Origin of the sequence: Microvirga alba (genome assembly GCF_015694465.1) — a bacterium.
Taxonomy (GTDB): Bacteria; Pseudomonadota; Alphaproteobacteria; order Rhizobiales; family Beijerinckiaceae; genus Microvirga; species Microvirga alba.
The window spans coordinates 167,348-188,919 of the sequence record NZ_JADQDO010000005.1 but is presented as its reverse complement, the minus strand read 5'-3'; the positions used below and the strand labels follow the sequence as shown (position 1 = coordinate 188,919).

The window sequence follows — 21,572 nt, the reverse complement described above, 5'->3', positions numbered from 1 at the left end:
CGGTCGACCCGTGGTGAACCGGCCGCCTGTAACACCGCAATCATCGCGATCGACGCGCCCCGACCCCTACTATCCCACCGCCTTCAGGTACCGGATCGGCCGACCCGGCGCGATCATCTCCGCTGCTGCGATGATGCCTTGCGCGTCGATGCCGAAATGGCGGTAGAGGTCCTGCACGGTGCCGGTCTGGCCAAAGTGCTCCACGCCAAGCGAGCGGGTGCGGTGGCCCATGACGGAGCCGAGCCAGGCCAGCGTTGCCGGGTGACCATCGATCACCGTCACGAGTCCACAATGGGGCGGAAGCTCGCCGAGCAGGCGCTCGATATGGGAGCGGGCATGGACAAGGCCGCGTTCGCGGGCGCGCTGCGCCGCCGTCCAACCCGCATTGAGCCGGTCGGCCGAGGTGATGGCGAGGAGGCCGATGTCGCGTCGGTCCTCGGCCATGAGCCCCACCGCTTCGATGGCCTCCGGCGCGACGGTGCCGGTATAGGCGACAACGACCTGAGCATTCGGGCCGGGTTTGCGCATCCAATAGGCCCCGTCGACGATGTCGGCGGCGAGTTCCGGCGTCATCGCGCGTTGCGGCTGGTCGATGGTGCGGGTGGACATGCGAAGATAGACCGAGCCGCCGGTCTCGTCGCGCAACCAGGTGCGCTCGCTCGGCTCACCCTCGCCATTGCGCTGGAGATAATCGAAGGCCCAGCGCATGACGACGGACAGTTCGTCCACGAAAGCGGGCTCGAACGAGGCCAACCCATCCTGCGCGAGGCCGATCAGCGGCGTCCCGATGGATTGATGTGCGCCGCCTTCCGGCGCGAGCGTCACGCCAGACGGCGTTGCCGCGATGATGAAGCGAGCGTCCTGATAGCAAGCATAGTTCAACGCATCGAGACCGCGCGCGATGAAGGGATCGTAGAGCGTGCCGATGGGAATGATCCGCTCACCGAAAAGCGAATGCGACAGGCCCAGCGCCGAGAGCAGGATGAACAGATTCATCTCGGCGATGCCGAGCTCGATATGCTGACCCTTGGGGCTGAAATCCCAGGTGAAGGTCGAGGGAATGCGTTCGGACTTGAACAGGTCCTTCATTTCCTGCCGCGCGAAGAGGCCGCGCCGGTTCACCCAGGCTCCGAGATTGGTGGACACCGTCACATCGGGCGCGGTGGTGACGATGCGGTCGGCCAGGGGCTCAGATGAGCGCGCCAACTCGTTGAGGATGAGGCCGAAACCCTGCTGGGTGGACATGCTCGGCTGCGCGGGCGTCGTGAGTGCGCTCGGCACCGGAATGGCGGGTGCATCAAAGCGGCGTTTGCCGCGCGCGTTGAAAGGCACGGATTTCAGGAACTTCTGCAAATCCGCTTCCGGCAGGCTCAGGCCTTCGAACTTGTCCCATTCATGGCCCGGCCGCACTTTCGCGGAGGCGCGATAGCCTTCCATCTGCGTTGGGGTGAGCAGGCCCGCATGGTTGTCCTTGTGACCCGCGAGCGGGAGGCCCATGCCCTTGATGGTGTAGGCGATGAACACCGTCGGCCGGTCGTGGTCGATGGACTCGAACGCCTCAACCAGACTCGGCAGATCATGCCCACCGAGATTAGCCATGAGCCGCGCCAGTTCCTCGTCCGACCGCTTCTCGATGAGCCGCGTCACGGGGCCCTGGTCGCCGAGATCGTCGAGGAGCCGCTTGCGCCACGCGGCGCCGCCCTGAAAGGTGAGGGCGGAATAGAGTTGGTTGGGGCAGGAATCGATCCAGTCGCGCAAGCGCTCGCCGCCGGGCTCGCGGAAAGCCTCCTGCATCAGCGAACCGTGCTTCAGCACCACGACATCCCAGCCGAAGGAGCGGAAGATCGATTCGAAGCGGGCATAGAGCCCCTCGCGCACCACCGCATCGAGGCTCTGGCGGTTATAGTCGATGATCCACCAGGTGTTCCGGATACCCTGCTTCCAGCCTTCCAGCAGGGCCTCGAAGATATTGCCCTCGTCCATCTCCGCGTCCCCGACGAGGGAGATCATGCGGCCTTCAGGCTTGTCCTTCGCCCAGCCGTGCTCCTTCACGTAATCCTGCACGAGGCTGGCAAAGAGCGTCTGCGCCACGCCGAGGCCGACCGAGCCGGTGGAGAAATCCACATCGTCGATGTCCTTGGTGCGGGAGGGATAGGATTGCGCGCCCTTGTAGCCCCGGAAATTCTCAAGCTTCTCGCGCGTTTGATGACCCAGAAGATACTGGATCGCGTGGAAGATCGGGCTCGCATGGGGCTTCACCGCAACCCGGTCTTCCGGCTTCAGCACGGCGAGGTAGAGCGCCGTCATGATGGTGGAGAGCGACGCCGAGGATGCCTGGTGCCCGCCGATCTTCAACCCGTCCTTGTTGGGGCGCAGGTGATTGGCGTTGTGGATCGTCCAACTGGAGAGCCACAAAATCTTGCGCTCGAATTCGGCCAGATACGGCAGGCGAGGATCGGTCATCGGGACAACTCAAGGGATGGGGACGCTGGCGGAGGATAGACACAGGATCAGCGCGCCGACAATCGCGACATAAAGGACGCGCCGCGCAGGGGGGATGTTACATGTGGTAGTCGGCCGCCACGGTCTGGTCGGTGCCGCGGGTGGCGCGAATCGGGTTCAGAACCAGCGAGAGGACGATCGACACCGCGAAGTTCAGACCGAGCGCATAGAGAGCCGCGTAACCGGGGATCGTGAGCCCATCGAGGGAGAAGGGCACCACGGCCGATTGGAAACCTTGCGACGCCGCCATCCAGGTTCCGGTGACGATGCCGACAGCCCAGCCGATCAGGAGCGCCCAGGGGTTCAACCAGGCGGAATAGAGGCTGACGATCACGGCAGGGATGGTCTGACTGATCCAGATGCCGCCAAGGAGCTGGAGCTGAATGGCATATTGCAGGGGTAGGAAGATGATGAAGATGAGTGCGCCGAATTTCACGATCAGCGACACGATCTTGGCGTTCTGCGACTCCTGCTTCGGCGTCCGGTCGGGGTTGATGAACGGCACGTAGATGTTGCGCGTGAAGAGGTTCGAAGCCGCAATCGACATGATGGCGGCGGGCACCAATCCGCCGATGGCGATGGCCGCGAACGCGATGCCCACGAACCAATCCGGGAAGGAGTGGAGAATCAGCGCCGGTACGGCGAAGTTCGATCCGTAGCGGGCAAATTGCGGAACGAATTCCGGCAGCTTGTCGACATTGACCGCCAAGGCCATGAAACCGGTGAGCGCCAGAAGCCCGAGCAGAAACGAATAGGCGGGCAGGTACGCCGCGTTGCGACGGATCACTTCGCGGCCGCTCGAACTCAGGATCGCCGTCATCGTGTGCGGATAGAGAAAGAGCGCGAAGGCCGAGCCCAGCGCCAGCGTCGCGTAGGCCGAGTATTGGCCGAGATTGCCTTCCTTCGGCGGCGTGAGCAGGAGTTTCGCCTCGGGAACAGCCGCGAACAACTTGGCATAGCCGCCGATCTCTATTGGGATCACGACGACCATCGCGATCACCGTGATGTAGATCAGCGTATCCTTGACCACGGCGATCATCGCCGGGGCCCTAAGCCCGCTGGTATAGGTGAAGGCGGCCAGAATCACGAAGGCGATGATCAGCGGCAGATCGCCGAGGAAGCCGGGCGCCTGCACGCCCATCGCGCCGATCACCACCTCGATGCCCAGCAGTTGCAGCGCGATATAGGGCATGGTCGCCACGATGCCCGTCACCGCCACTGCGAGCGCAAGCCAACGGTTGCCGTGTCGTCCCTGAATGAAATCGGCGGCGGTGATGTAGTTGTGCTTGCGCGCCACCGCCCACATCCGCGGCAGGATGAGGAAAACGAGCGGATAAACCATGATGGTGTAAGGCAGCGCGAAGAAGCCGATGGCCCCCGCGCCGAAGACAAGGGCCGGAACGGCGATAAAGGTGTAGGCCGTATAGACGTCGCCGCCGAGCAGAAACCAGATGACCACCGTGCCGAGGCGCCGTCCAGCGAGCCCCCATTCATGCAACTGGTCGAGATCGCCGCGCCGCCAATTGGCGGCGACGAAGCCGATGGCCGTGACGAACCCGAAGAGCAGGACGAAAATGATCAATGCGGTCCAGTTCATGTCCGTCTCCTAGGGACAAGCGGCTCGCCACCGGGGTCGTGCTAGCCGATCCTGCGGTGCACCAGAATGATCAGGCCCGAGGTCAGGAATACCCAGGCAAATTGATACCAATAGAAGAACGGGATGCCCCACAGGCGCGGCTCGACGGTGTTGTAGAACGGCACCCAGAGCAGGGCGATGAAGGGGATGAACAGCGGTAGCGTCCAGGCGCTCCACCGGGGCGGCCGGGTCTCAAGGGGATCGGGCATCGCAATGCCTCCCTCGGTCAGAGGTTCCGCAAACCTGCCCATGATGCGGCCGGCTTGAACCTAACTAAAGAAGCGGAACGGTTCGCGTTGGTTCCACGGGCGATCCTTCATTCCCGTCGCTAGCAGCTGCCGGCGGCGGGATGCTCGAGGCGATGATCCGGCTCTTCCTTCGGCATGCACGAGATAAACCGGGGGCAAGAGGCATTTTCGATTGACCGCGCCGCTGAGAGCCCCTATTTCGGGCTCACCTCTGGGAGCGCGTAGCTCAGCCGGTAGAGCATCTGACTTTTAATCAGAGGGTCCTGGGTTCGAGTCCCAGCGCGCTCACCATCTCAAACCCTTAACCGGCAAGGGTTTTTCGTATTTTTTGAGTAGTCCTCCGACTTGAATGCGTTCGGGTAACGCGGAGGGTAACGGCAGGCGAAGGTGTCCGAGTGGACGTCTGTCGCGACACACGTTGTAATCAGCACCCGAACATCTGAAAAGCGGCCACGCGCGGACCTTCACTGTTCCTCTCACGGTCGCATTTTGACCCGCAGCAGCCATTCCTTGCGGAAATTTCTGCCTGAACTGTCGCGCTCTGTTCGACGAAAGAGCCCGACTGCGCTTACGATTGAGCGGAGCCATCCATCCGCCCATCCTCGGTCCCTATACAAAAGCGGCCGCCCGCGGAAGGTGATCTGGATGGCATGGTGGGCGTGCAGGCGGGTGGGCGGAGCTGGCCCTCGCGCGCGGGCAGCACGTCGAACGCCCAGAGGCTGGCGCCCTCCCACAGCACGATCCGGCCTCTCCCTACGATCCTCACGCGTTCCGCCAGCAATCTCCGTTTCCCTTCAAGGCCTGCCACCCGAGATTCGACGGCAGAAGTCAGCAGCTATGTTCAAGCGCCGCGCCGTCTCCGGCGGATAGATGGCGCCGCTCTCATAGCTCGCCCGAAAGGAGCCCACATGCTGACCGTGACTTCCCGCCGCGCGCTGCTGCCCGGCATTCCTGTTCTCCGGTTCGCCGGCGGCGGCGTCACCGCGGGCGCGATGATGCGCTCCCTTTCCGATGGTCTCGGTCTCGCGCTCGAGAAGTCCGCGGCGGCAGGCCGTTGAGCTCGCGCTGGCGCTCCCTTGGCGCCGCCACCTCACAGCCGAATGTGATTTGGCTCAACCGCGACGAGTTCTCGGACCATCTGCTCCGAGATCTCGGAATCCTTGATGGGGACCGCTCCGACCGGGGAGCCTTCTATGGAGTGGTCACCACGAGCCTTTCCGAAGCACCACGCGGCCGGGATGATGATGATGCGCTTCGACGTCGTCCGATGAATCGAACGAGGAACATGGTTGTGAACAATAGAACATTCAGCTTGCGTACGTCGCTGCGCCTTTCGGCCTGGCTGCTGCTCGTGGGACAGCTCCTGTACATCGTGGTCACCCGGTTTCACGCCGGTGGGGACGCCAATAACCATCCCGTCGTGTTCGCTGAGTACGCCGCCAACGGGATCTGGACGGCCGTGCACCTCGGCCAGTTCGCGAGCATGGCGATGCTGCTCGCGGGCCTGCTCGCCCTGTTGTTCGCCCTGGACGTCCAGGATGGAACGGCGAGATGGGCGGGTCGATTCGGTGCCGCTTCGGCGGCAGCGACGCTGGCGCTGTACGGCGTCCTCCAGGCGGTGGACGGGGTCGCCCTCAAGCAGGCCGTGAACGCGTGGGCGAGCGCCCCGGACGCCGAGAAGGCGGCGCGCTTTGCGAGCGCCGAGGCAATCCGCTGGCTCGAGTGGGGAGTGAGGAGCTACCAGGACTTCGCGCTGGGTCTCGCTTTGCTCCTGTTCGCGGCCGCTGTGGTGCAGACGGCTTGGGTCCCGCGGCCGATAGCCTACCTGATGGGCCTCTCCGGCCTCACCTACCTGGTGCAGGGCTGGGTGGCCGGCTCCGAGGGCTTCTCGCCGACGCAGTCGGTCGCAATCGTGCTGGCCTGGGTCCTGAGCCTGGTGTGGATGATCTGGCTGGTCGTCGTCGCCTGGCGGATGCAAGATTCGGAGATAGCCGATGAAGGCGGGGGCCTCCCCGCCTTTATCTAGCAATCCTGCGGTCGACTACCTCGAGCGGAAGTGTTGCAAAATGTTCGGTAACTCTACCGCCCGACGGATTGCGATCTTACTGCTGAACCGACACAACGGGGTTACCGGCATTTGCCCTTTGAGTCGTTTTCTCCAGGTAGCACATAGGTAGCCAGACGCTTTTTCAGCTCTTCCTCCTGGAAGCTGCACGAGTGGGCGCTGGCGTGGGCCGCTCCGGCTAATCGCGAGCTGCACTGCTCCAATACATAGTTGCCGTTGGGTCACATCCGACAGGAAAGCTTATCTGTGGCCATCGATCTGGTGGACTGCGAGGAAGCTAATCTTAAGGTGCCCCGACACTTCAGGCCGCCTGACGTGTGCCGCGCCGCCACCAGGAGGGACCATGCGCCAGTCTTCCCATACTCTCATCGAGCCGGGTCCAAAGGGCTCGATGCAGACATTGGAGCCCAACGCACCATTCTCGCATGCGGCCTTGCTGGTGTCAGCCTCGACAGCTGTGCTGGCCCTCCTGATGGGAGCTGCTCAAGCTATACCACCCAATACCGTGGTCCAAGGAGCGCCCGTTACGGTACCCGGTACCCAGTCCTCGCCCTGGGACATCCCAAACAACCTCATGGTTGGTAATACGCTCGACGGCACCTTGACCATTGAGTCTGGCGGCCAGGTCCGCGGCATCACGGCCCGTGTCGGCTCCGACAACGTCACGGGTACGGTGTCGGTGCAGGACGCAAATTCGGTATGGACCAACACCGGCGCTATCACCATCGGCACAGGCGCTGTCGGTGTTGGTTTCCTGAATATCCTGAATGGAGGGAGCGTCAGCAACACGACCGGACAGGTCGGCGACAACGCCGGCGGGACGGGCACCGTGACCGTGAGCGGCTCCGGCTCGCAATGGACCAACAGCCAGACACTCGTCGTTGGGTGGTATGGCAATGGCACCGTAACTATTGCCAATGGCGGAGCTGTCAGTGCCCCCACCACCTGGATGGGAGTGGTTCCAGGGGCACAAGGGACATTGACCCTCAGTGGTACAGCCGGGAATCGAGGCGTGCTGACGACCGGCGTCATGGCGAAGGGGCTTGGCGACGGGCGGACTGGCGATGTCACGCTCAATCTCAACGGCGGTATCCTGCGCGCCAGCGCCGACAAGACCTATTTTCTCGCCGATAAGGCTGACTATCGCTATGGCTTTGCTCCGGGGGATGTGGTGATCGGCACCGGTGGTGCCTTCATTGACAGCAACGGCCACAATATCGGCATTTCAGCAGCGCTTGGTGGCGCAGGTGGCCTAACCAAGCTCGGTGCGGGGACTCTGACGCTTTCCGGCGCCAACGCCTATTCCGGCGGCACGACGATCTCGGGCGGCACCCTTGTGGCCAATACGACCAGCCTCAAGGGGCCGGTTCTCAACAATGCGGCTTTGGTGTTCAACCAGCCCGTGGACGGCACGTTCTCCGGCAACATCAGTGGGTCCGGATCGCTCACAAAGGACGGTGCCGGCGCCCTGACCCTGACAGGCACCAACACCTACACGGGTGGAACCCAGGTGAATGGCGGAACCCTGGTCATCGGCGCTCCCAATGCGCTCGCGATCGGCCCTGTCACGTTCGGTGGCGGTGTCCTCCGGTTCGATTATACGGGCGCGCTCGACCGCCCCATTACCGTCAGTCCAAGCGGCTTTACCGTCGATACCAATGGTAATGCGCAGACCATGTCCGCTCCGCTTTCAGGCAGCGGTCCGTTCACCAAGGCCAGCTCCGGCAGCCTGAACCTCACTGGAAACAGCCCATTGACCGGGCCCACCTCGGTTCAGGCCGGACGCCTTGCGGTGAATGGCTCGCTTGGGAGCTCGACCGTCACCGTCCAGAATGGCGCGACGTTGGGTGGCAACGGCACCATCGGCGGGCTCATTGTCCAGAACGGAGGCTTCGCGGCTCCGGGCAACTCGATCGGTACACTGCGTGTCGCCGGAAACGTGCTCTTCCAACCGGGCGCTATCTACTACGTTGAGGCAAACGCAGCTGGTCAAGCCGACCGGATCGACGCATCCGGCACGGCGACGCTCCAGGGCGGAACAGTCCAGGTTCTTGCCGAGCAAGGCATCTATTCGCCACGAACGACATACACGATCCTATCGGCAACAGGTGGGGTTTCGGGTCGGTTTGCGGCCGTCAGCTCCAATTTGGCTTTCCTGACGCCCACGCTGGGCTACGGCAATAATGACGTCACCTTAACGCTTGCGCGCGTCACCGAGCCAGCGCCGCCGCCCATCCCCGAGCAGGGGCCGCAGCCCATCGTCGGGCCACCGCCGCAGCCCATCGCCTTCAACTGGGTGGCGGTCACCACCAATCAGTTCCGCCCCGCCAATGCGATCGAGGCCTTGGGTGAAGGCAACCGGATCTTCGACACCGTGCTGGGCCAGAGTGTTGCAGGTGCTCGCCAGGCGTTCGATGCGCTTTCCGGCGAGGCGCATGCGAGTGTGGCGGCCACGGCCATGGCTGATGCACGCATCGTGCAGAGCAGCATCCTCGGCCACCTGCGCCGGCCGTTCGGCTACGACCAGGGTGCTTCTGTCAACGGCGCCTATGCAGCGGACCGGCCCGGTGCACAAGCTCAACCCGTCACTATCTCTTTTCCGGCCCTCGATCCGCGCCGCTTCTCCCTGTGGGGCGAGGGCTTCGGGTCATGGGGCAAGGTGCGCTCCAGCGGTAATGCCGCATCGCTCGACACTTCGACCGGCGGCTTCATTATCGGCGCTGATGCCTTGATCAGTCCGGCATACCGGGTCGGCGTAGCGGGCGGCTTCACCCGCACGTCCTTCGATATCGACGGCCGGCTATCCTCAGGAACTAACGAGAGCGTCTTCGGGGCGCTGTATGGTTCGGCAGCTTGGGGCGCCATCAACCTGCGGCTGGGCGCGTCCTACGCCGCGCATGACATCGACACGCAGCGCATTGTGCAGTTCCCCGGCTTCAGCGATGCCGTCAGGACCTCCCGTGGCGGCTCGACCGCGCAGGCCTTCGGCGAAGTGGGCTATCGCTTCGACCTGGCGCGGGTGCAGATCGAGCCGTTAGTAGGGGCCTCCATCCTGCGCCTGCGCACCGATGGCTTTCGAGAGGACGGCGGAGCCGCGGCCCTGATCGGCTACGGCCAGACCTATGATCTCGGCACCACCACCCTGGGCGTGCGAGCGGAAGCCCGCCTGAGCGATGAGGTGCCGCTGACTCTGCGCGGCCTGCTCGGGTGGCGGCATGCCTTTGGCGACGTGAAACCATCGGCCCTGATGGCGTTTGCGAGTGGAGCTTCTGCCTTCACTGTTTTGGGCACACCCATCGACCGTGACGCCCTAGTGGCGGAAGCTGGTCTGGATTGGCAGGTGTCGAAAGACATCGTTCTCGGTGTGTCGTACAGCGGCCAGATCGGGTCGCGGGCACAGGACCATGCTCTGAAAGGCAACTTCACCTGGAGATTCTGATTCTCCAGATGAGTCGCTGATCATGGAATCCTGTGCCGATCATCGGAGCCGCAGGGGACACCACAATGTCTCACCACAATGTCTGGTGTTGGCACATCACGGAAGTGCGCTGAATGTCTGCGTAGGACGGAAAACGATGCCGAGATACCGGACGGTACGCTCCATCTTGGTCCGTCCCAGATGCCCGGCTGGACTATGTTTCGCGCGTCTGCGGCTACTCACCGCCTCTGAGCGGACCCATCGCTCGGCAAGGTGCTCCTGGCCACTCCGATCGAGCCTGGTGATCTTCGATCCTCCGGAGCGGGATCGAGTCCGTAGATGTGTCAGGTCATCACTGGTGAAATGGCGCCAATGCGGCGCGAATGAAGTCGACCAATTGCTGCGCCACAAGGGAAAGCGGACGCCGGCTGGAGGTCAGAAGCCAGATATCCATGGATGTCTTCGGCAGCAGCGGGCGACGGACCAAACGGTCCGGCGGATAGTCCACTCCGACGAAGGGAGGGAGGATGGAGACACCGATTCCGTTTGCCACGAAGCTGCAGGCCGTCTCCGACATAGGCACTTCGATCCGGTTGCGCTTCTGTACGCCACGCATCTGGAACGCTCGATCAATCGTCATCAATGAGCAGTCATCTCTTTCCAGGGAGATGAAAGGCTCGTTCCGCAAATCCTCCACCCCGATGCAAGCCTTCCCTGCCAGCGGGTGCTGTGCCGGCAGGAAGCATACGAGATCGAACCGAACAACGGCCTCCGCCGTGACATCCGGATGGTCGAACGGAAGCACACTGAGGCCGATATCCACCTGTTGCCCCATGACGAGTTCCGCGATGCGCGGGGAGGCCCGGCTCTGAAGCGTTAGATGCAGGTCCGGCTGTTCGGCAAGAAAGGGTGAAAGAGCTTGCGGAAGGTAGCGTGTGGCCAAAGCCGGGAGCGCCGCCACTGTGACCTGTCCCCATTCGCGATTCCGCACGGCTGCTGCCACGCGCTCGATGCGTTCCGTGCCGGCGATCAACCGCTCCACTTCCGCCGCCACAAGCCGCGCTTCCAGCGTTGGAATCAGGCGCCCGTTGCTGCGCACGAAAAGTTTGAAGCCGCAGCTCTCGGCAAAGCCCTTCAACAGCTTGCTGACGGCGGGCTGCGAAATCCGCAATCTCTCTCCTGCATGCGTGACCGAGCCCGTTTCCATGAACGCATGAAAGGCTTCTATCTGCCTAATATTCATCGAGGCTCCCTCATCCGCACCGGACCGAGTCATGAGTTTTGGTTATAATGGACGGCAGAAAAGCAATTTGACAATCATATTTTGGGAACCTCTAATCCCTCCAAGAGCCGCAGCCAGACGGCAGGACGGGCCGGCTACGATCAATGACCTGCCTTTCTCAAAAAACAGTTGGCGTCCCCGTCAAATTGCAACCTTGGCGGGAGTTTCGTGTCGGCATCAGCTATAATCATAGGGGACAGAGCGTGATGAAATCAGCGATTTCCGTGGGAGCGTTGGCGATCTTGATATCGGCTGCGTCGCCCGCTTTGAGCGGCAGCCTTGTCGTATGCCTTGAGGGAAGTCCGGAGACCTTCAACCCGCAGCTGTCGAGCAACGCGACCACGAGCGCCGTCACAGGCCAGATCTATGATCAGCTCATATCGGTCAAGGCCGGAGGTTCCGAGCTCGAGCCGAGCCTTGCGGAAAGCTGGTCCGTTTCCGACGATGGAAAGACTTACACGTTCAAGCTACGGCGCGGGGTGCAGTGGCAGTCGAATAAGACGTTCAAGCCATCGCGTGAGTTCAATGCGGACGATGTCGTCTTCAGCTTCGAACGCATGATGAATGCCGATCATCCTTACAGCAAGGTCAATGGCGGGAACTACATAACGTTCAACACCAAGCTCGCGGATGTTCTCTCCTCGGTCAAAAAAGTCGACGACTATACCGTTCAATTCGTGCTGAAGGAGCCGCTAGCCCCTTTCACCGGCATCATGTCTCACCAGTCGCTGGTGATCCTCTCGGCCGAATATGCGGATCAACTGCTCAAGGCCGGCACTCCGGACTTGCTCGATCGGCAGCCGATCGGGACAGGCCCTTTTCAGCTCTCGGTGTATCAGACGAATGCGACGGTGCGGTTTAAGGCGTTTCATGACACCTGGGGCGAGAAGGTGAAGGATCCGTCGCGGACGCCGAAGGTCGATGATCTTATCATGCCGATCTCCGCAGACGCCTCCGTTCGCCTGCAACGCGCGCAGGCGGGTGAGTGTCACATTGCCATTTCGCCCAATCCTGCCGACCGCGAAGTCATCAAGAGCAGCGCCAAACTCAACCTCGTGGAAACGCCCGTTGCATCTTCCGGATTCCTCGCCTTCAACTTCAAAGAGAAACCCTTTCAGGACAAGCGTGTCCGCCAGGCACTTGCAGACGCGATCAATATGAAGAGCCTCGTCGATGTCGTCTTCGACGGTATGGGAGCGGTGACGGGGGCTGTGATCCCGGACTCCCTGTGGGGTCACAATTCCGATCTGAAGGGCCATCCCTACAACGTCGAAAAAGCGAAGGCTCTGCTTGCCGAGGCCGGCTATCCCAACGGATTGGAGACACAGATCTGGGCGCTTCCCGTGACGCGCCCCTACATGCCCAATGGACGCCGTGCCGCCGAGTTGATCCAGGCGGATTGGGCGAAGATCGGAGTAAAAGCAGAAATCGTGAGCTATGAATGGGGCGAGTACGTCAAACGCGCACGGTCAGGTGAGGCGAAGACCGGCATGTTCGGCGGCATCTGGGACTTCCCGGATCCAAGCCAGATTCCGAACAACTATTTCACCTGCAATTCGCAGGGCAAACCAAGCCCATCGAACATCGGATCGTGGTGCAACGACAAATTCAATGATCTTCTCGCCCGCGCCGGTCAGATAACCGACCAGAAGCAACGTTCGGATCTCTACAAGCAGGCGCAGATTGTGTTCAACGATGAAGTGCCCGCCGTCCTGTTCGGCAGTTCGTCGGCGCTGCTGGCCGTGAACAAATCGGTTTCCGGATTCGTTCCGGCCGTTTTCGGAACCAGCCGCTTCTCGGGTGTAACAGTCCCATAGCCGTATCCCATCACCACGAGCGGGCGGGGCAGAACCGAAGCGTTTGCCTCGTCCGATCTCACATGGCCGTGCGTTGCTTCCAAAAACCAGCGCGCGGCGCGTTTACCACTGCGGAGCTTGAAGATGCGTGTTGTTGTGATTGGCGCGGGAATCCTTGGATCCAGTGTCGCTTATCACCTTGCCATGAGGGGCATCCAAGTCGAGATCGTTGACGAGGGGCACCAAGGCAAAGCCACGTTGGCAGGAGCAGGAATCGTCTGTCCCTGGGCCACCAAGGCGACCGACCCTGAATGGTATGCTCTCTATGCGGCCGGAGCCCGATACTACGGCGACCTGGTGGAAGGCCTGACCCGGCGCGGAGAAGTCGAGATCGGCTACGGGCGTGTTGGTGCGCTCGTCGTGTCGGAGGATCGTAAGGAGTTGGAAGCGGCGGAGCAGAGGATTCATGCCCGCATCGCCACTGCGCCCGAGGCAGGTGACGTGCGTCGGGTATCCGCCGCCGATGCAAAACGCCTGTTCCCGCCGCTGCGCGACGATCTCGATGGAGTTTACATTCCTGGTGGTGCTCGCGTGAACGGGAGTCTTCTCGCATCAGCCATGGCGCGTGCGGCCGTGGCGATGGGAGCCACTCTTCGCCGCGATCATGTATCGCTCGAGGTGCAGGAGGGAAGGGTGCGGTGCCTCGACAGCGATGGCAGCATCATCGAAGCAGATGAGATCGTTGTGACAGCTGGTGCCTGGGCTTCGCAAATTCTCCGGCCTCTTGGACTGGAGCATCCTGTTCGTCCTCAGAAGGGACAGATCGTTCATTTGCGTCTGCCTGGCGTCGAGACGCGGTCCTGGCCAGTCCTGCTGCCGATGACGAGTCACTACATGCTTGCCTTCGACGATTCCCGCGTTGTCATTGGCGCGACCCGTGAAGACAATTCCGGCTTCGATTACCGGGTGACAGCAGGCGGTCAGGCCGAGGTCCTCAATGCAGGGCTCGCGATTGCGCCCGGACTCGCATCGGGGACTATCATCGAAACACGCATCGGTTTCCGCCCCGCCGGCGATAGCATCAAGCCCATCCTTGGCCGTGCCGAGGGGATCGAGGGGTTGATCATCGGCAACGCTCTCGGAGCATCTGGCTTGTCAATCGGGCCGTATGCCGGACGATTGCTGTCCCAGATTTGCGCGGGTGAAAGCCCGGAGATCGATATCTCTCCCTACACCCCCGCCTCTGCGTGAGCCGGGCCCTGTTTCGTTCATAAGCGAGGATACCTCATGACTGAAATTATCCGCCATCGGAAGCACAAGATCATGCACGGCGCCGTGGAGCACAATGGCGTGCTCTATTTCGGCGGGCATGCCGCCAACGACCTGTCTCAGGGCATGGCGGACCAGACCCGGGAAGTGTGCTCCAAACTCGACAAGTTCCTCAGCGAGCTCGGCTCCGACAAGACGAAGATCATCGCGGCGCGGATTTACCTGAGCGACATGTCGCAGAAGGAGGAGATGAACAAGGCCTGGCTCGAATGGATCCCCGAGGACGACCTTCCGTCGCGGGCGACCATTGGTGTTGCAAGTTTGGGCGACCCCAACCGTCTGATCGAAGTGATCATCACCGCAGCACGGTAACGCGCTCGCGATGGTTCCGTAAGGGGGCTGGCTGTCGGCATCCTTACCTGCAGCCGCGCTCCTGGAACCACTTTCATTGAGGATCGTCGTTGTCGCGATCCTGCACGGTCCTTAGGAAAGCAGATATGGCAGATAAGGTCAGCCGGATTGATGATCGTTATGCAACCGTCGAGAAGTACACGACTTTGCGCGGTATCCATCACGACGCCCGACGGCATCTGTCGGAAGCCGAGTGGAATTACCTATGGTGCGGCACCGGCGACGAGGTGACGCTCAAGGACAACGTCGCGGCATTCGACCGTTACCGGTTTGTAGCCCCACTTTTTGCTGGCATCGACAATCCCAATACCCAGACCAGGGTTCTGGGATTTGACCTGAGTTTTCCTGCCTTCATCGCCCCTTTTGGTGGGGAAGCGGTGTTTCATCCCGAGGGGCATCTGGCCATCGGACGTGCGGCGGAAGCGGCTGGCATCCAGCAAATGGTGCCGGTCGCCGCATCATACCCGCTTGAGGACATTGCTGCCGCTTCCTCTGTGGCGTCAGTGTTCCAGATGACCTTCGTCGGCGATGAAGGAGCCGTCCTGGATCTCATGGACCGGGCCAAGGCCGCGGGCTACAGGTACATCTGCGCGACCTATTCTCCCATCCGGCAATGGCGCGAGCGGATGATGGAGGACCGTTTTTCTATTCGCGGCGAAAACGGCCCGGCCAATTTTGGACCCGGTCGATCCGACCCGGCCCCACTCGTCGAATTGCTGGACTTCACGCAACCACGCTGGAACTGGCAGCAGGCGGCGCGTGCCATTGCTCGCGCGCCTCTACCCTGCATCGTCAAGGGCGTCACGAGCGCCCGGGATGCCCACGCGGCGCTCGATGCCGGCGCCGTTGGGCTCTATGTTTCCAACTACGGCGGCCGCACGGTTGACCGGACTCCCGCTGCTCTGGACGTTTTGCCATCCATCCGCAGGGCGGCGGGACGAGAAGTCCCGATCATCTTCGACTCGGGGGTACGCCGTGGCAGCGACATCGCCACGGCGCTCGCGTTAGGCGCGGATGCGGTTGCGCTTGGACGTCTGATCGCCCTTGGGCTAGCGGCAGATGGTGAGCACGGGGTGCGCCGGACTCTCGACCTTCTGCAGCGCGAGTTCTGGACGACCCTCGGCCATTTGGGCTGTTCGAAGGTCGAGGATCTGAGCGACGCGGTTCTGCATCAATCCGAGCTGTCCCTGGCGCGTTGAATAGGGCCACTTTGATAGTCGCCCCTGGTATCACGCTGGAGATCCTGGCTTGTCAGGTTCAAGAGTTGCCCGCTCTCGGCCGAGCAGGGGATCCTAGAACTGGGAGATGGCCGCCTCACACGCCGATCAGGCCTCGCGACGGGCAGCCCATAGCATGCCGCGCCGCAGAATCGTCCTCATCTCAGGCACGTCGAACTCCTTTGCAACGTGGCCCAGGGAGCTATAAAAAACGCGCCCTAGCCCGTGGCGTCGTTTCCAGACAACGGGCATGACGACACCTTCGATCCACGGCGCGTGCTCACCCGAGAATGTTGTTGTCGCGAGCACTTCGTTCGACGGGTCGACATGCATGTAGTACTGCTCGGAGTGGTAGTCGAAGTCGCCGAGCCCTTCCATGATCGCATCGTCCGGTCGGGTAATGTTGACGCGATAGTCGATGATATTGCCAGGGTGGGCGACCCATTGGCCGCCACACATGAATTGATACTCGACGGCCTCCCGAAAGGCGTCACACATCCCGCCGTGAAACCCGGACAGACCGACGCCCTCGCGCACGACCTTCGACAGATTTGCGGCCTCGTCCTTCCCGATCTTCGACATGGTATAGATCGGAACGATGAGGCTGAGGCGAGAGAGATCGGGATCCGCGAAGGCTTTGGCCGATGTCTCCAGATGGACCTTGAAGCCCTCGGCCTCAAGCATGCCGGCGACGATGGCCGCACACCGGTCCGGTTCGTGCCCGCTCCAGCCACCCCAGACGATCAGCGCTTCGCGCATCCCGAATCCCCTCGATGCTTTCCCGCAAAGGTCCGCGAACTATGCCGCGGATGCCTCCCGCGGAAGGCCATTCCAGAGTGCCGCCGCATCGGCGTCGGCGAGGGATGCGGGACGATCGAGCGCTGTCGTGATCGCAATAGGCTGCCCTGTCGCGGCGCTCTCCAGAATGGAATGCATGACCTCAAGAACGTGGAGGCCGAGGCGCCCGCTGGACCGATGCGGCGTGCCGCGAAGTACACTGCTCGCGAGATCCGCCAGACCGAGGGCCCGATAATTGGCGCGAGGCGGTGCATCGGGAGCCCAATTGGGGGAGCGCCAGTTAGGAACACCAAGGGGCATCCCGCCGGAATCAGCGGCCTGCCATTCCCCGCCAGCATCCGTGAACTCCACCGCGCCTCCGAAGAAATTGGGATCGGGCACGCGCAGCGAACCCTCTGACCCATAAAGCTCTATCGCGGGATGCCCATGTTTCCAGACATCCCAACTCATGCAGAATGTCACCTGGGCACCCGACACGAATTCAAGAAGAGCCATCACGCTCGTCGGCGTTTCAACGGTGATCCGCTCACCCTTGCGAGGCGAGTCAGACGTCACGATGCGCTCGGCAAATCCGATCGAAGACATGGCAACGACACGCTTCACCGGCCCGGTGAGATTGACGAGCGTGCTCAGATAATACGGCGCCATATCGAGGATCGGGCCACCACCCGGTTTGAAGAAAAAGGTCGGATCCGGATGCCAATGCTCCATGCCGTGCGACATGAGGAAGGCCGTTCCCGACAGAATCCGACCGACTGTCCCGTCGTCCACGAGCTTGCGGGCAAGCCGTCCGCCGCCGCCCAGGAAAGTGTCCGGAGCGCAGCCGAGATGGAGACCACGCGCCTCGGCCTCATCGACGAGCCTGCGGCCCTGCGCGAAGTCGACCGCAAGAGGCTTCTCCGAGAACACATGTTTTCCTGCAGACAGGGCAGCCAGCGACACGCCGAAATGCGCGCTGGGTATCGTCAGATTGACGATGAGATCGATATCGTCGCGCGCCAGGAGTTCATCGACGGAAAGGGCCTGAATTCCATGTCGGCTCGCCTGCGCCTGCGCGGCTTCCGGTTTCATGTCGGCGCATGCCCGCAGGGAAAGGCCGTTATAGGCCGGGATGTTCTGAAGGTAGATCCCGGAGATATTGCCGCAGCCGATGATGCCTACGTTGAGAGTGTTCATGACGATCAGTCCTCGATAGCGCGCAAGAATTCAAAGCTGGCGCGGGTCGTTTTCGCGGGGTCCGCAGGCTTGTCGTGCTCGACCACCATCCAGTCAGCCCCCGCCATGCGACAGGATTTCCACAGGTCGCGCCAGTTCAGGACGCCCGAACCGACATCGGCCCAACCGTCCTGATCCTCGTTCTGGCCGGGGGGCGCGATATCCTTCACATGAGCGGCGGTGATCCTGTCCCGATAGCGACCGATCCACGCCTTGGGATCGGCATTGCCACGAACCAGCCAGGCCACATCGACCTGCCATGCGAGCGGGCTGCCATCAGCCTCTTCGAAGATGAGTTCTAGTGCGGTCTTGTCGCCGTCCTTCGGCTTCAGTTCCCAATGGTGGTTGTGATAGCCGAGGCGGATTCCTTCTTCCTCGAAGCGGCGAGATATTTCGCCAAGTTCTCGTCCTAGCGCACGCCAGCCTGCCGCATCCATGTCGCGCTGCTCCGGCGGCACCGCGGGCATGAAGAGGTCTTTGAAGCCAAGTGTTTTGCATGCCTGAACGATTGCCTCCGGCCTCTCCCGGAGGGCGGCAAGACCCACGTGGCTTGAGGACGCCTTTAGGCCTCGCGCCTTCAACTTCGCGGCGACATTGGCGGCGTCATCGAGATGGGATCCTACGGTTTCCACATTCCGATAACCGGCTTGCGCCACAGTATCCAGAATGCGGTCCAGGTCCTCCAGAGAACGCAAGGTGTAAAGTTGAATTGAGAGTGAGTCAGTGGCGCTCATGGGGTCCTCAAGATGTTGATTTACTGCACAGTTCGATGGGACATCGAACGTGTCGTGTCTCAAAGACGCTCGCCGGTATTCGCGGCGAACAGGGAAACTTGCGTGGTATCGATGCCAAGAGCGAGGTGCTGACCCGGAGCGGATCCTTTGCATCCGTTGGTTCGCACTTGCAGGGATCCTTCCGCGTCGCTGCACCAAACGATGGTGTCAGCTCCCATAGGTTCCACGACATCGATCTTGAAATCAGACCAAGTGCCCACGTCGGCGACGGTCAGGTGTTCCGGCCTGATGCCGAGGACGACCTCCCCATCGGCCCGCTGTTTCTGTGAGAACTGATAACCAACCAGAGGCAGACGACGCTTGCCGGAAACGAATTCCAGTCCGTTATCGCCGCCCTTCAACCTTCCCTTGATGAAGTTCATCTGCGGAGACCCGACGAAACCGGCGACAAAAAGGTTCGACGGGCAACGATAGATTTCATCGGGGCTCCCGATTTGCTGAACCTTCTGTTCTTTCAGAACGACGATCCGATCCGCCAACGTCATCGCCTCGATCTGATCGTGCGTGACATAAACCATCGTTGTCTTGCCCAGTCGGGCGTGCAGCCGCTTGATCTCGACCCGCAGCTCGTTTCTCAGCTTGGCATCAAGGTTTGAAAGCGGCTCGTCGAAAAGAAAAACGGAGGCATCGCGCACGAGGGCCCTGCCGATAGCGACACGCTGGCGCTGACCGCCCGAAAGCTGATCGGGACGGCGATCGAGCAGGTGCGTGATCTGCAGAGTCTCGGCCGCCTGATTGACACGCTTCTCAATCTCCGGCTTCGGCGTTTTCGCCATGCGCAGGCCAAAGGACATGTTCTCGCGCACGCTCATGCGCGGGTAGAGCGCATAGGATTGAAAGACCATGGCGATGCCGCGATCCTTCGGCTCCTCCCAAGTCACGTTCTTGCCCCCGATCCAGATCTGCCCGGAGGAGACGTCCAGAAGGCCTGCGACGGCATTGAGAAGGGTCGACTTCCCGCAGCCAGACGGCCCGAGGAGAACAATGAACTCGCCCTCGTTGATATCGAGAGACAATCCGTCGAAGACGCGAAACGCCTCGAATGCGACAGTAACATCACGCACGGAAACAGCAGACATGCCTTATCCCTTCACCGCGCCGGCAGCGATGCCGCGCACGAACCAGCGTCCCGACACGAAGTAGACGACGAGCGGAACGAGTGCCGCGAGCATGGTCGCCGCCATGTCGACGTTGTAGGCACGCTCACCTTGCGTTGAATGGACGATGTTATTGAGTTGAACGGTCATCGGCAGATTCTGGCGACCGGCGAAGGTGAGGCCAAAGATGAAATCATTCCAGATGCCGGTCACTTGCAGGATGGTCGCAACCACCAGCATCGGCGTCGACATGGGAAGAATGACACGGAAGAAAATGCTCCAGAACCCTCCGCCGTCGATGCGGGCGGCTTTGAAAAGTTCGATAGGCAGGCCCAAATAGTAGTTGCGGAACAGAAGCGTCATCGTCGGCAATCCGAAGATGACATGCACGAGAATGATACAAAGAAGAGAGTTGTAGATACCGGTCATCGAGAAGATGCGCACCAGCGGATACAGGAAGACCTGATAGGGAATGAAAGCGCCGAGCAACAGGACCCCGAACATGACGTTGGCACCCTTCACGCGCCAGAACGACAAGGCATAGCCGTTGATGGCCCCAACGATGATCGAGAGAGCCACCGAAGGGATCAGGATGCGGACCGAGTTCCAGAAGCCCACGCTGATGCCATTGCATTCAAGACCGGTACAAGCGGATGACCAGGCCTTTGACCAAGCCTCGAAGGTCAGAGCCGTCGGGAGTGCCACGATATTGCCGAGCCGGATCTCATCCATTGGCTTGAGCGATGTCATGATCATGATCCAGAGCGGCAAAAGGATGAAGAGCGCCGCCGTCAGGAGAAATGCATAGACGCCGACACGGCCGACAGTGAGGCGACGGGGACGGCAGCCTTGAGGCTCGATCGTGTTCATCCCAGCCTCCCTTGCGAGCGGATGTAGCGGGCATAAACCCAAGGGGCCAGAACGGACACGACGGCAATGAGCATGATGGTTGCGGCAGCCGTGCCGAGGGCGATGTTATTGCGCTCGAACAAGTGGTCCATCACGAATTTCGCAGGCACCTCGGTTGCGATACCTGGCCCGCCGAGGGTCATAGCGACCACCAGATCGTAGAGTTTCACCACGCCGGTCGCGAGAAGGACTGTTGCGGTGACGATCATGGGGCGCAGCAGCGGCAGGACGACGGAGATGTAAACCCGCCAGGTGGGAATGCCATCGACCCGCGCGGCCTTCCACAAGTCGCCATCAACGCCACGCAAACCTGCAAGCAGGATCGCCATGGTGAGACCTGCACCATGCCAGATACCTGCGATTACGATGGTATAGATGGCCATGTCCTGATTGACGAGCCAATCGAACGTGAAGTTCGGAAAGCCCATGTCCCGCACGAGCTTTTGAAGGCCGAGACCTGGATTGAGAAACCACTGCCACGCGACGCCGGTGACGACGAAGGACATGGCATAGGGATAAAGGAAGACCGTGCGGAAGAGACTTTCCCCGCGCACGTTCTGATCAATGAAGACCGCCAGAAGAAAGCCGAGGATCAGACATCCGGAAATGAAGAGACATCCAAAGATCAGGATGTTCTCCGCGGATGTGAGAAAACGGTCATTGGCAAAGAGGCGGCTATATTGAGCAAGGCCGACCCAATCGAGCTTGGGCAGAAGCGCCGAACTCGTGAACGAAAGCCGCACGGTCCACAGCAGACAGCCGATATAGACCACCAGAACGACGAGGGCCGTCGGCAGAAGAGCAAGGCTCGCGGGAAGGCGTGTGCGAATACGATGGCGGACCGTGGCCCTCGGTGCACTTATACTCGGCGCGCGGATCGAGATGGTATCCATCTGGAAACCCTGTCGAGAAAGT

At 61.4% G+C, this 21,572-nt stretch carries 17 protein-coding genes and 1 tRNA gene; 8 read left to right on the top strand and 10 right to left on the bottom strand.

Annotated elements, in window-relative coordinates:
- Positions 1 to 69: 69 nt before the first annotated feature.
- From I2H38_RS12210 to I2H38_RS12200, 3 genes are all read right to left on the bottom strand, one after another.
- Positions 70 to 2,463, bottom strand: a complete 2,394-nt coding sequence (locus I2H38_RS12210; protein WP_196272136.1) for a transketolase — start codon at positions 2,461 to 2,463, stop codon at positions 70 to 72.
- Positions 2,464 to 2,560: 97 nt separating this feature from the next.
- On the bottom strand, positions 2,561 to 4,099 hold the full coding sequence (gene mctP, locus I2H38_RS12205) for a monocarboxylate uptake permease MctP (protein ID WP_196272135.1): 1,539 nt from the start codon (positions 4,097 to 4,099) through the stop codon (positions 2,561 to 2,563).
- A 41-nt stretch (positions 4,100 to 4,140) separates the two neighbouring features.
- Positions 4,141 to 4,347 carry a DUF3311 domain-containing protein gene (locus I2H38_RS12200; protein WP_196272134.1) on the bottom strand — a complete coding sequence of 69 codons (207 nt, stop codon included), beginning with the start codon at positions 4,345 to 4,347 and terminating at the stop codon, positions 4,141 to 4,143.
- Between the two features lie 254 nt (positions 4,348 to 4,601).
- Between I2H38_RS12200 and I2H38_RS12195 the strand changes: the two genes are divergently transcribed.
- The 4 genes from I2H38_RS12195 to I2H38_RS12180 all read left to right on the top strand — a co-directional run bounded on the left by I2H38_RS12195 (position 4,602) and on the right by I2H38_RS12180 (position 9,890).
- Positions 4,602 to 4,677: transfer RNA gene (locus I2H38_RS12195), tRNA-Lys, on the top strand.
- Between the two features lie 617 nt (positions 4,678 to 5,294).
- Positions 5,295 to 5,444, top strand: coding sequence for a hypothetical protein (locus I2H38_RS12190; RefSeq protein WP_196272133.1), 150 nt, complete (start codon positions 5,295 to 5,297; stop codon positions 5,442 to 5,444).
- A 227-nt stretch (positions 5,445 to 5,671) separates the two neighbouring features.
- A complete protein-coding gene (locus I2H38_RS12185; RefSeq protein WP_196272132.1) occupies positions 5,672 to 6,412 on the top strand; it encodes a DUF4386 family protein in 741 nt (246 codons plus the stop codon).
- A 382-nt stretch (positions 6,413 to 6,794) separates the two neighbouring features.
- Positions 6,795 to 9,890, top strand: a complete 3,096-nt coding sequence (locus I2H38_RS12180) for an autotransporter outer membrane beta-barrel domain-containing protein (RefSeq protein ID WP_196272131.1) — start codon at positions 6,795 to 6,797, stop codon at positions 9,888 to 9,890.
- Between the two features lie 331 nt (positions 9,891 to 10,221).
- Here the strand turns inward: I2H38_RS12180 and I2H38_RS12175 are convergent, their stop codons facing one another.
- Positions 10,222 to 11,112, bottom strand: a complete 891-nt coding sequence (locus tag I2H38_RS12175; RefSeq protein ID WP_196272130.1) for a LysR substrate-binding domain-containing protein — start codon at positions 11,110 to 11,112, stop codon at positions 10,222 to 10,224.
- Positions 11,113 to 11,357: 245 nt separating this feature from the next.
- Here I2H38_RS12175 and I2H38_RS12170 point away from each other — a divergent pair, with 245 nt between their 5' ends.
- The 4 genes from I2H38_RS12170 (at position 11,358) to I2H38_RS12155 (ending at position 15,826) form a co-directional block, all read left to right on the top strand.
- Positions 11,358 to 12,968, top strand: coding sequence for an ABC transporter substrate-binding protein (locus tag I2H38_RS12170; RefSeq protein ID WP_196272129.1), 1,611 nt, complete (start codon positions 11,358 to 11,360; stop codon positions 12,966 to 12,968).
- Positions 12,969 to 13,091: 123 nt separating this feature from the next.
- On the top strand, positions 13,092 to 14,198 hold the full coding sequence (locus tag I2H38_RS12165) for an NAD(P)/FAD-dependent oxidoreductase (RefSeq protein WP_196272128.1): 1,107 nt from the start codon (positions 13,092 to 13,094) through the stop codon (positions 14,196 to 14,198).
- A 36-nt stretch (positions 14,199 to 14,234) separates the two neighbouring features.
- Positions 14,235 to 14,588 carry a RidA family protein gene (locus tag I2H38_RS12160; protein ID WP_196272127.1) on the top strand — a complete coding sequence of 118 codons (354 nt, stop codon included), beginning with the start codon at positions 14,235 to 14,237 and terminating at the stop codon, positions 14,586 to 14,588.
- A 125-nt stretch (positions 14,589 to 14,713) separates the two neighbouring features.
- A complete protein-coding gene (locus tag I2H38_RS12155; protein WP_196272126.1) occupies positions 14,714 to 15,826 on the top strand; it encodes an alpha-hydroxy acid oxidase in 1,113 nt (370 codons plus the stop codon).
- Between the two features lie 126 nt (positions 15,827 to 15,952).
- Here the strand turns inward: I2H38_RS12155 and I2H38_RS12150 are convergent, their stop codons facing one another.
- The 6 genes from I2H38_RS12150 to I2H38_RS12125 are packed head-to-tail and all read right to left on the bottom strand — an operon-like array spanning position 15,953 to position 21,550.
- Positions 15,953 to 16,603 carry a ThuA domain-containing protein gene (locus I2H38_RS12150; RefSeq protein WP_196272125.1) on the bottom strand — a complete coding sequence of 217 codons (651 nt, stop codon included), beginning with the start codon at positions 16,601 to 16,603 and terminating at the stop codon, positions 15,953 to 15,955.
- Positions 16,604 to 16,642: 39 nt separating this feature from the next.
- Positions 16,643 to 17,818, bottom strand: coding sequence for a Gfo/Idh/MocA family protein (locus I2H38_RS12145; RefSeq protein WP_196272124.1), 1,176 nt, complete (start codon positions 17,816 to 17,818; stop codon positions 16,643 to 16,645).
- A 5-nt stretch (positions 17,819 to 17,823) separates the two neighbouring features.
- Positions 17,824 to 18,591, bottom strand: coding sequence for a sugar phosphate isomerase/epimerase family protein (locus I2H38_RS12140; RefSeq protein ID WP_196272123.1), 768 nt, complete (start codon positions 18,589 to 18,591; stop codon positions 17,824 to 17,826).
- A gap of 59 nt (positions 18,592 to 18,650) precedes the next feature.
- Entirely contained in the window at positions 18,651 to 19,730 is a 1,080-nt protein-coding gene (locus I2H38_RS12135; protein ID WP_196272122.1) for an ABC transporter ATP-binding protein, read from the bottom strand.
- A gap of 3 nt (positions 19,731 to 19,733) precedes the next feature.
- Positions 19,734 to 20,618, bottom strand: coding sequence for a carbohydrate ABC transporter permease (locus tag I2H38_RS12130; RefSeq protein WP_196272121.1), 885 nt, complete (start codon positions 20,616 to 20,618; stop codon positions 19,734 to 19,736).
- A complete protein-coding gene (locus tag I2H38_RS12125; protein WP_196272120.1) occupies positions 20,615 to 21,550 on the bottom strand; it encodes a carbohydrate ABC transporter permease in 936 nt (311 codons plus the stop codon). Before I2H38_RS12125 ends, I2H38_RS12130 begins: the two co-directional genes overlap by 4 nt.
- Between the last annotated feature and the right edge of the window lie 22 nt (positions 21,551 to 21,572).

Coding starts and splice junctions, on each gene's coding strand:
- I2H38_RS12210 (WP_196272136.1), bottom strand. CDS start 2,463: ATGACCGATCCTCGCCTGCCGTATCTGGCCGAATTCGAGCGCAAGATT.
- mctP (WP_196272135.1), bottom strand. CDS start 4,099: ATGAACTGGACCGCATTGATCATTTTCGTCCTGCTCTTCGGGTTCGTC.
- I2H38_RS12200 (WP_196272134.1), bottom strand. CDS start 4,347: ATGCCCGATCCCCTTGAGACCCGGCCGCCCCGGTGGAGCGCCTGGACG.
- I2H38_RS12190 (WP_196272133.1), top strand. CDS start 5,295: ATGCTGACCGTGACTTCCCGCCGCGCGCTGCTGCCCGGCATTCCTGTT.
- I2H38_RS12185 (WP_196272132.1), top strand. CDS start 5,672: ATGGTTGTGAACAATAGAACATTCAGCTTGCGTACGTCGCTGCGCCTT.
- I2H38_RS12180 (WP_196272131.1), top strand. CDS start 6,795: ATGCGCCAGTCTTCCCATACTCTCATCGAGCCGGGTCCAAAGGGCTCG.
- I2H38_RS12175 (WP_196272130.1), bottom strand. CDS start 11,112: ATGAATATTAGGCAGATAGAAGCCTTTCATGCGTTCATGGAAACGGGC.
- I2H38_RS12170 (WP_196272129.1), top strand. CDS start 11,358: ATGAAATCAGCGATTTCCGTGGGAGCGTTGGCGATCTTGATATCGGCT.
- I2H38_RS12165 (WP_196272128.1), top strand. CDS start 13,092: ATGCGTGTTGTTGTGATTGGCGCGGGAATCCTTGGATCCAGTGTCGCT.
- I2H38_RS12160 (WP_196272127.1), top strand. CDS start 14,235: ATGACTGAAATTATCCGCCATCGGAAGCACAAGATCATGCACGGCGCC.
- I2H38_RS12155 (WP_196272126.1), top strand. CDS start 14,714: ATGGCAGATAAGGTCAGCCGGATTGATGATCGTTATGCAACCGTCGAG.
- I2H38_RS12150 (WP_196272125.1), bottom strand. CDS start 16,603: ATGCGCGAAGCGCTGATCGTCTGGGGTGGCTGGAGCGGGCACGAACCG.
- I2H38_RS12145 (WP_196272124.1), bottom strand. CDS start 17,818: ATGAACACTCTCAACGTAGGCATCATCGGCTGCGGCAATATCTCCGGG.
- I2H38_RS12140 (WP_196272123.1), bottom strand. CDS start 18,591: ATGAGCGCCACTGACTCACTCTCAATTCAACTTTACACCTTGCGTTCT.
- I2H38_RS12135 (WP_196272122.1), bottom strand. CDS start 19,730: ATGTCTGCTGTTTCCGTGCGTGATGTTACTGTCGCATTCGAGGCGTTT.
- I2H38_RS12130 (WP_196272121.1), bottom strand. CDS start 20,618: ATGAACACGATCGAGCCTCAAGGCTGCCGTCCCCGTCGCCTCACTGTC.
- I2H38_RS12125 (WP_196272120.1), bottom strand. CDS start 21,550: ATGGATACCATCTCGATCCGCGCGCCGAGTATAAGTGCACCGAGGGCC.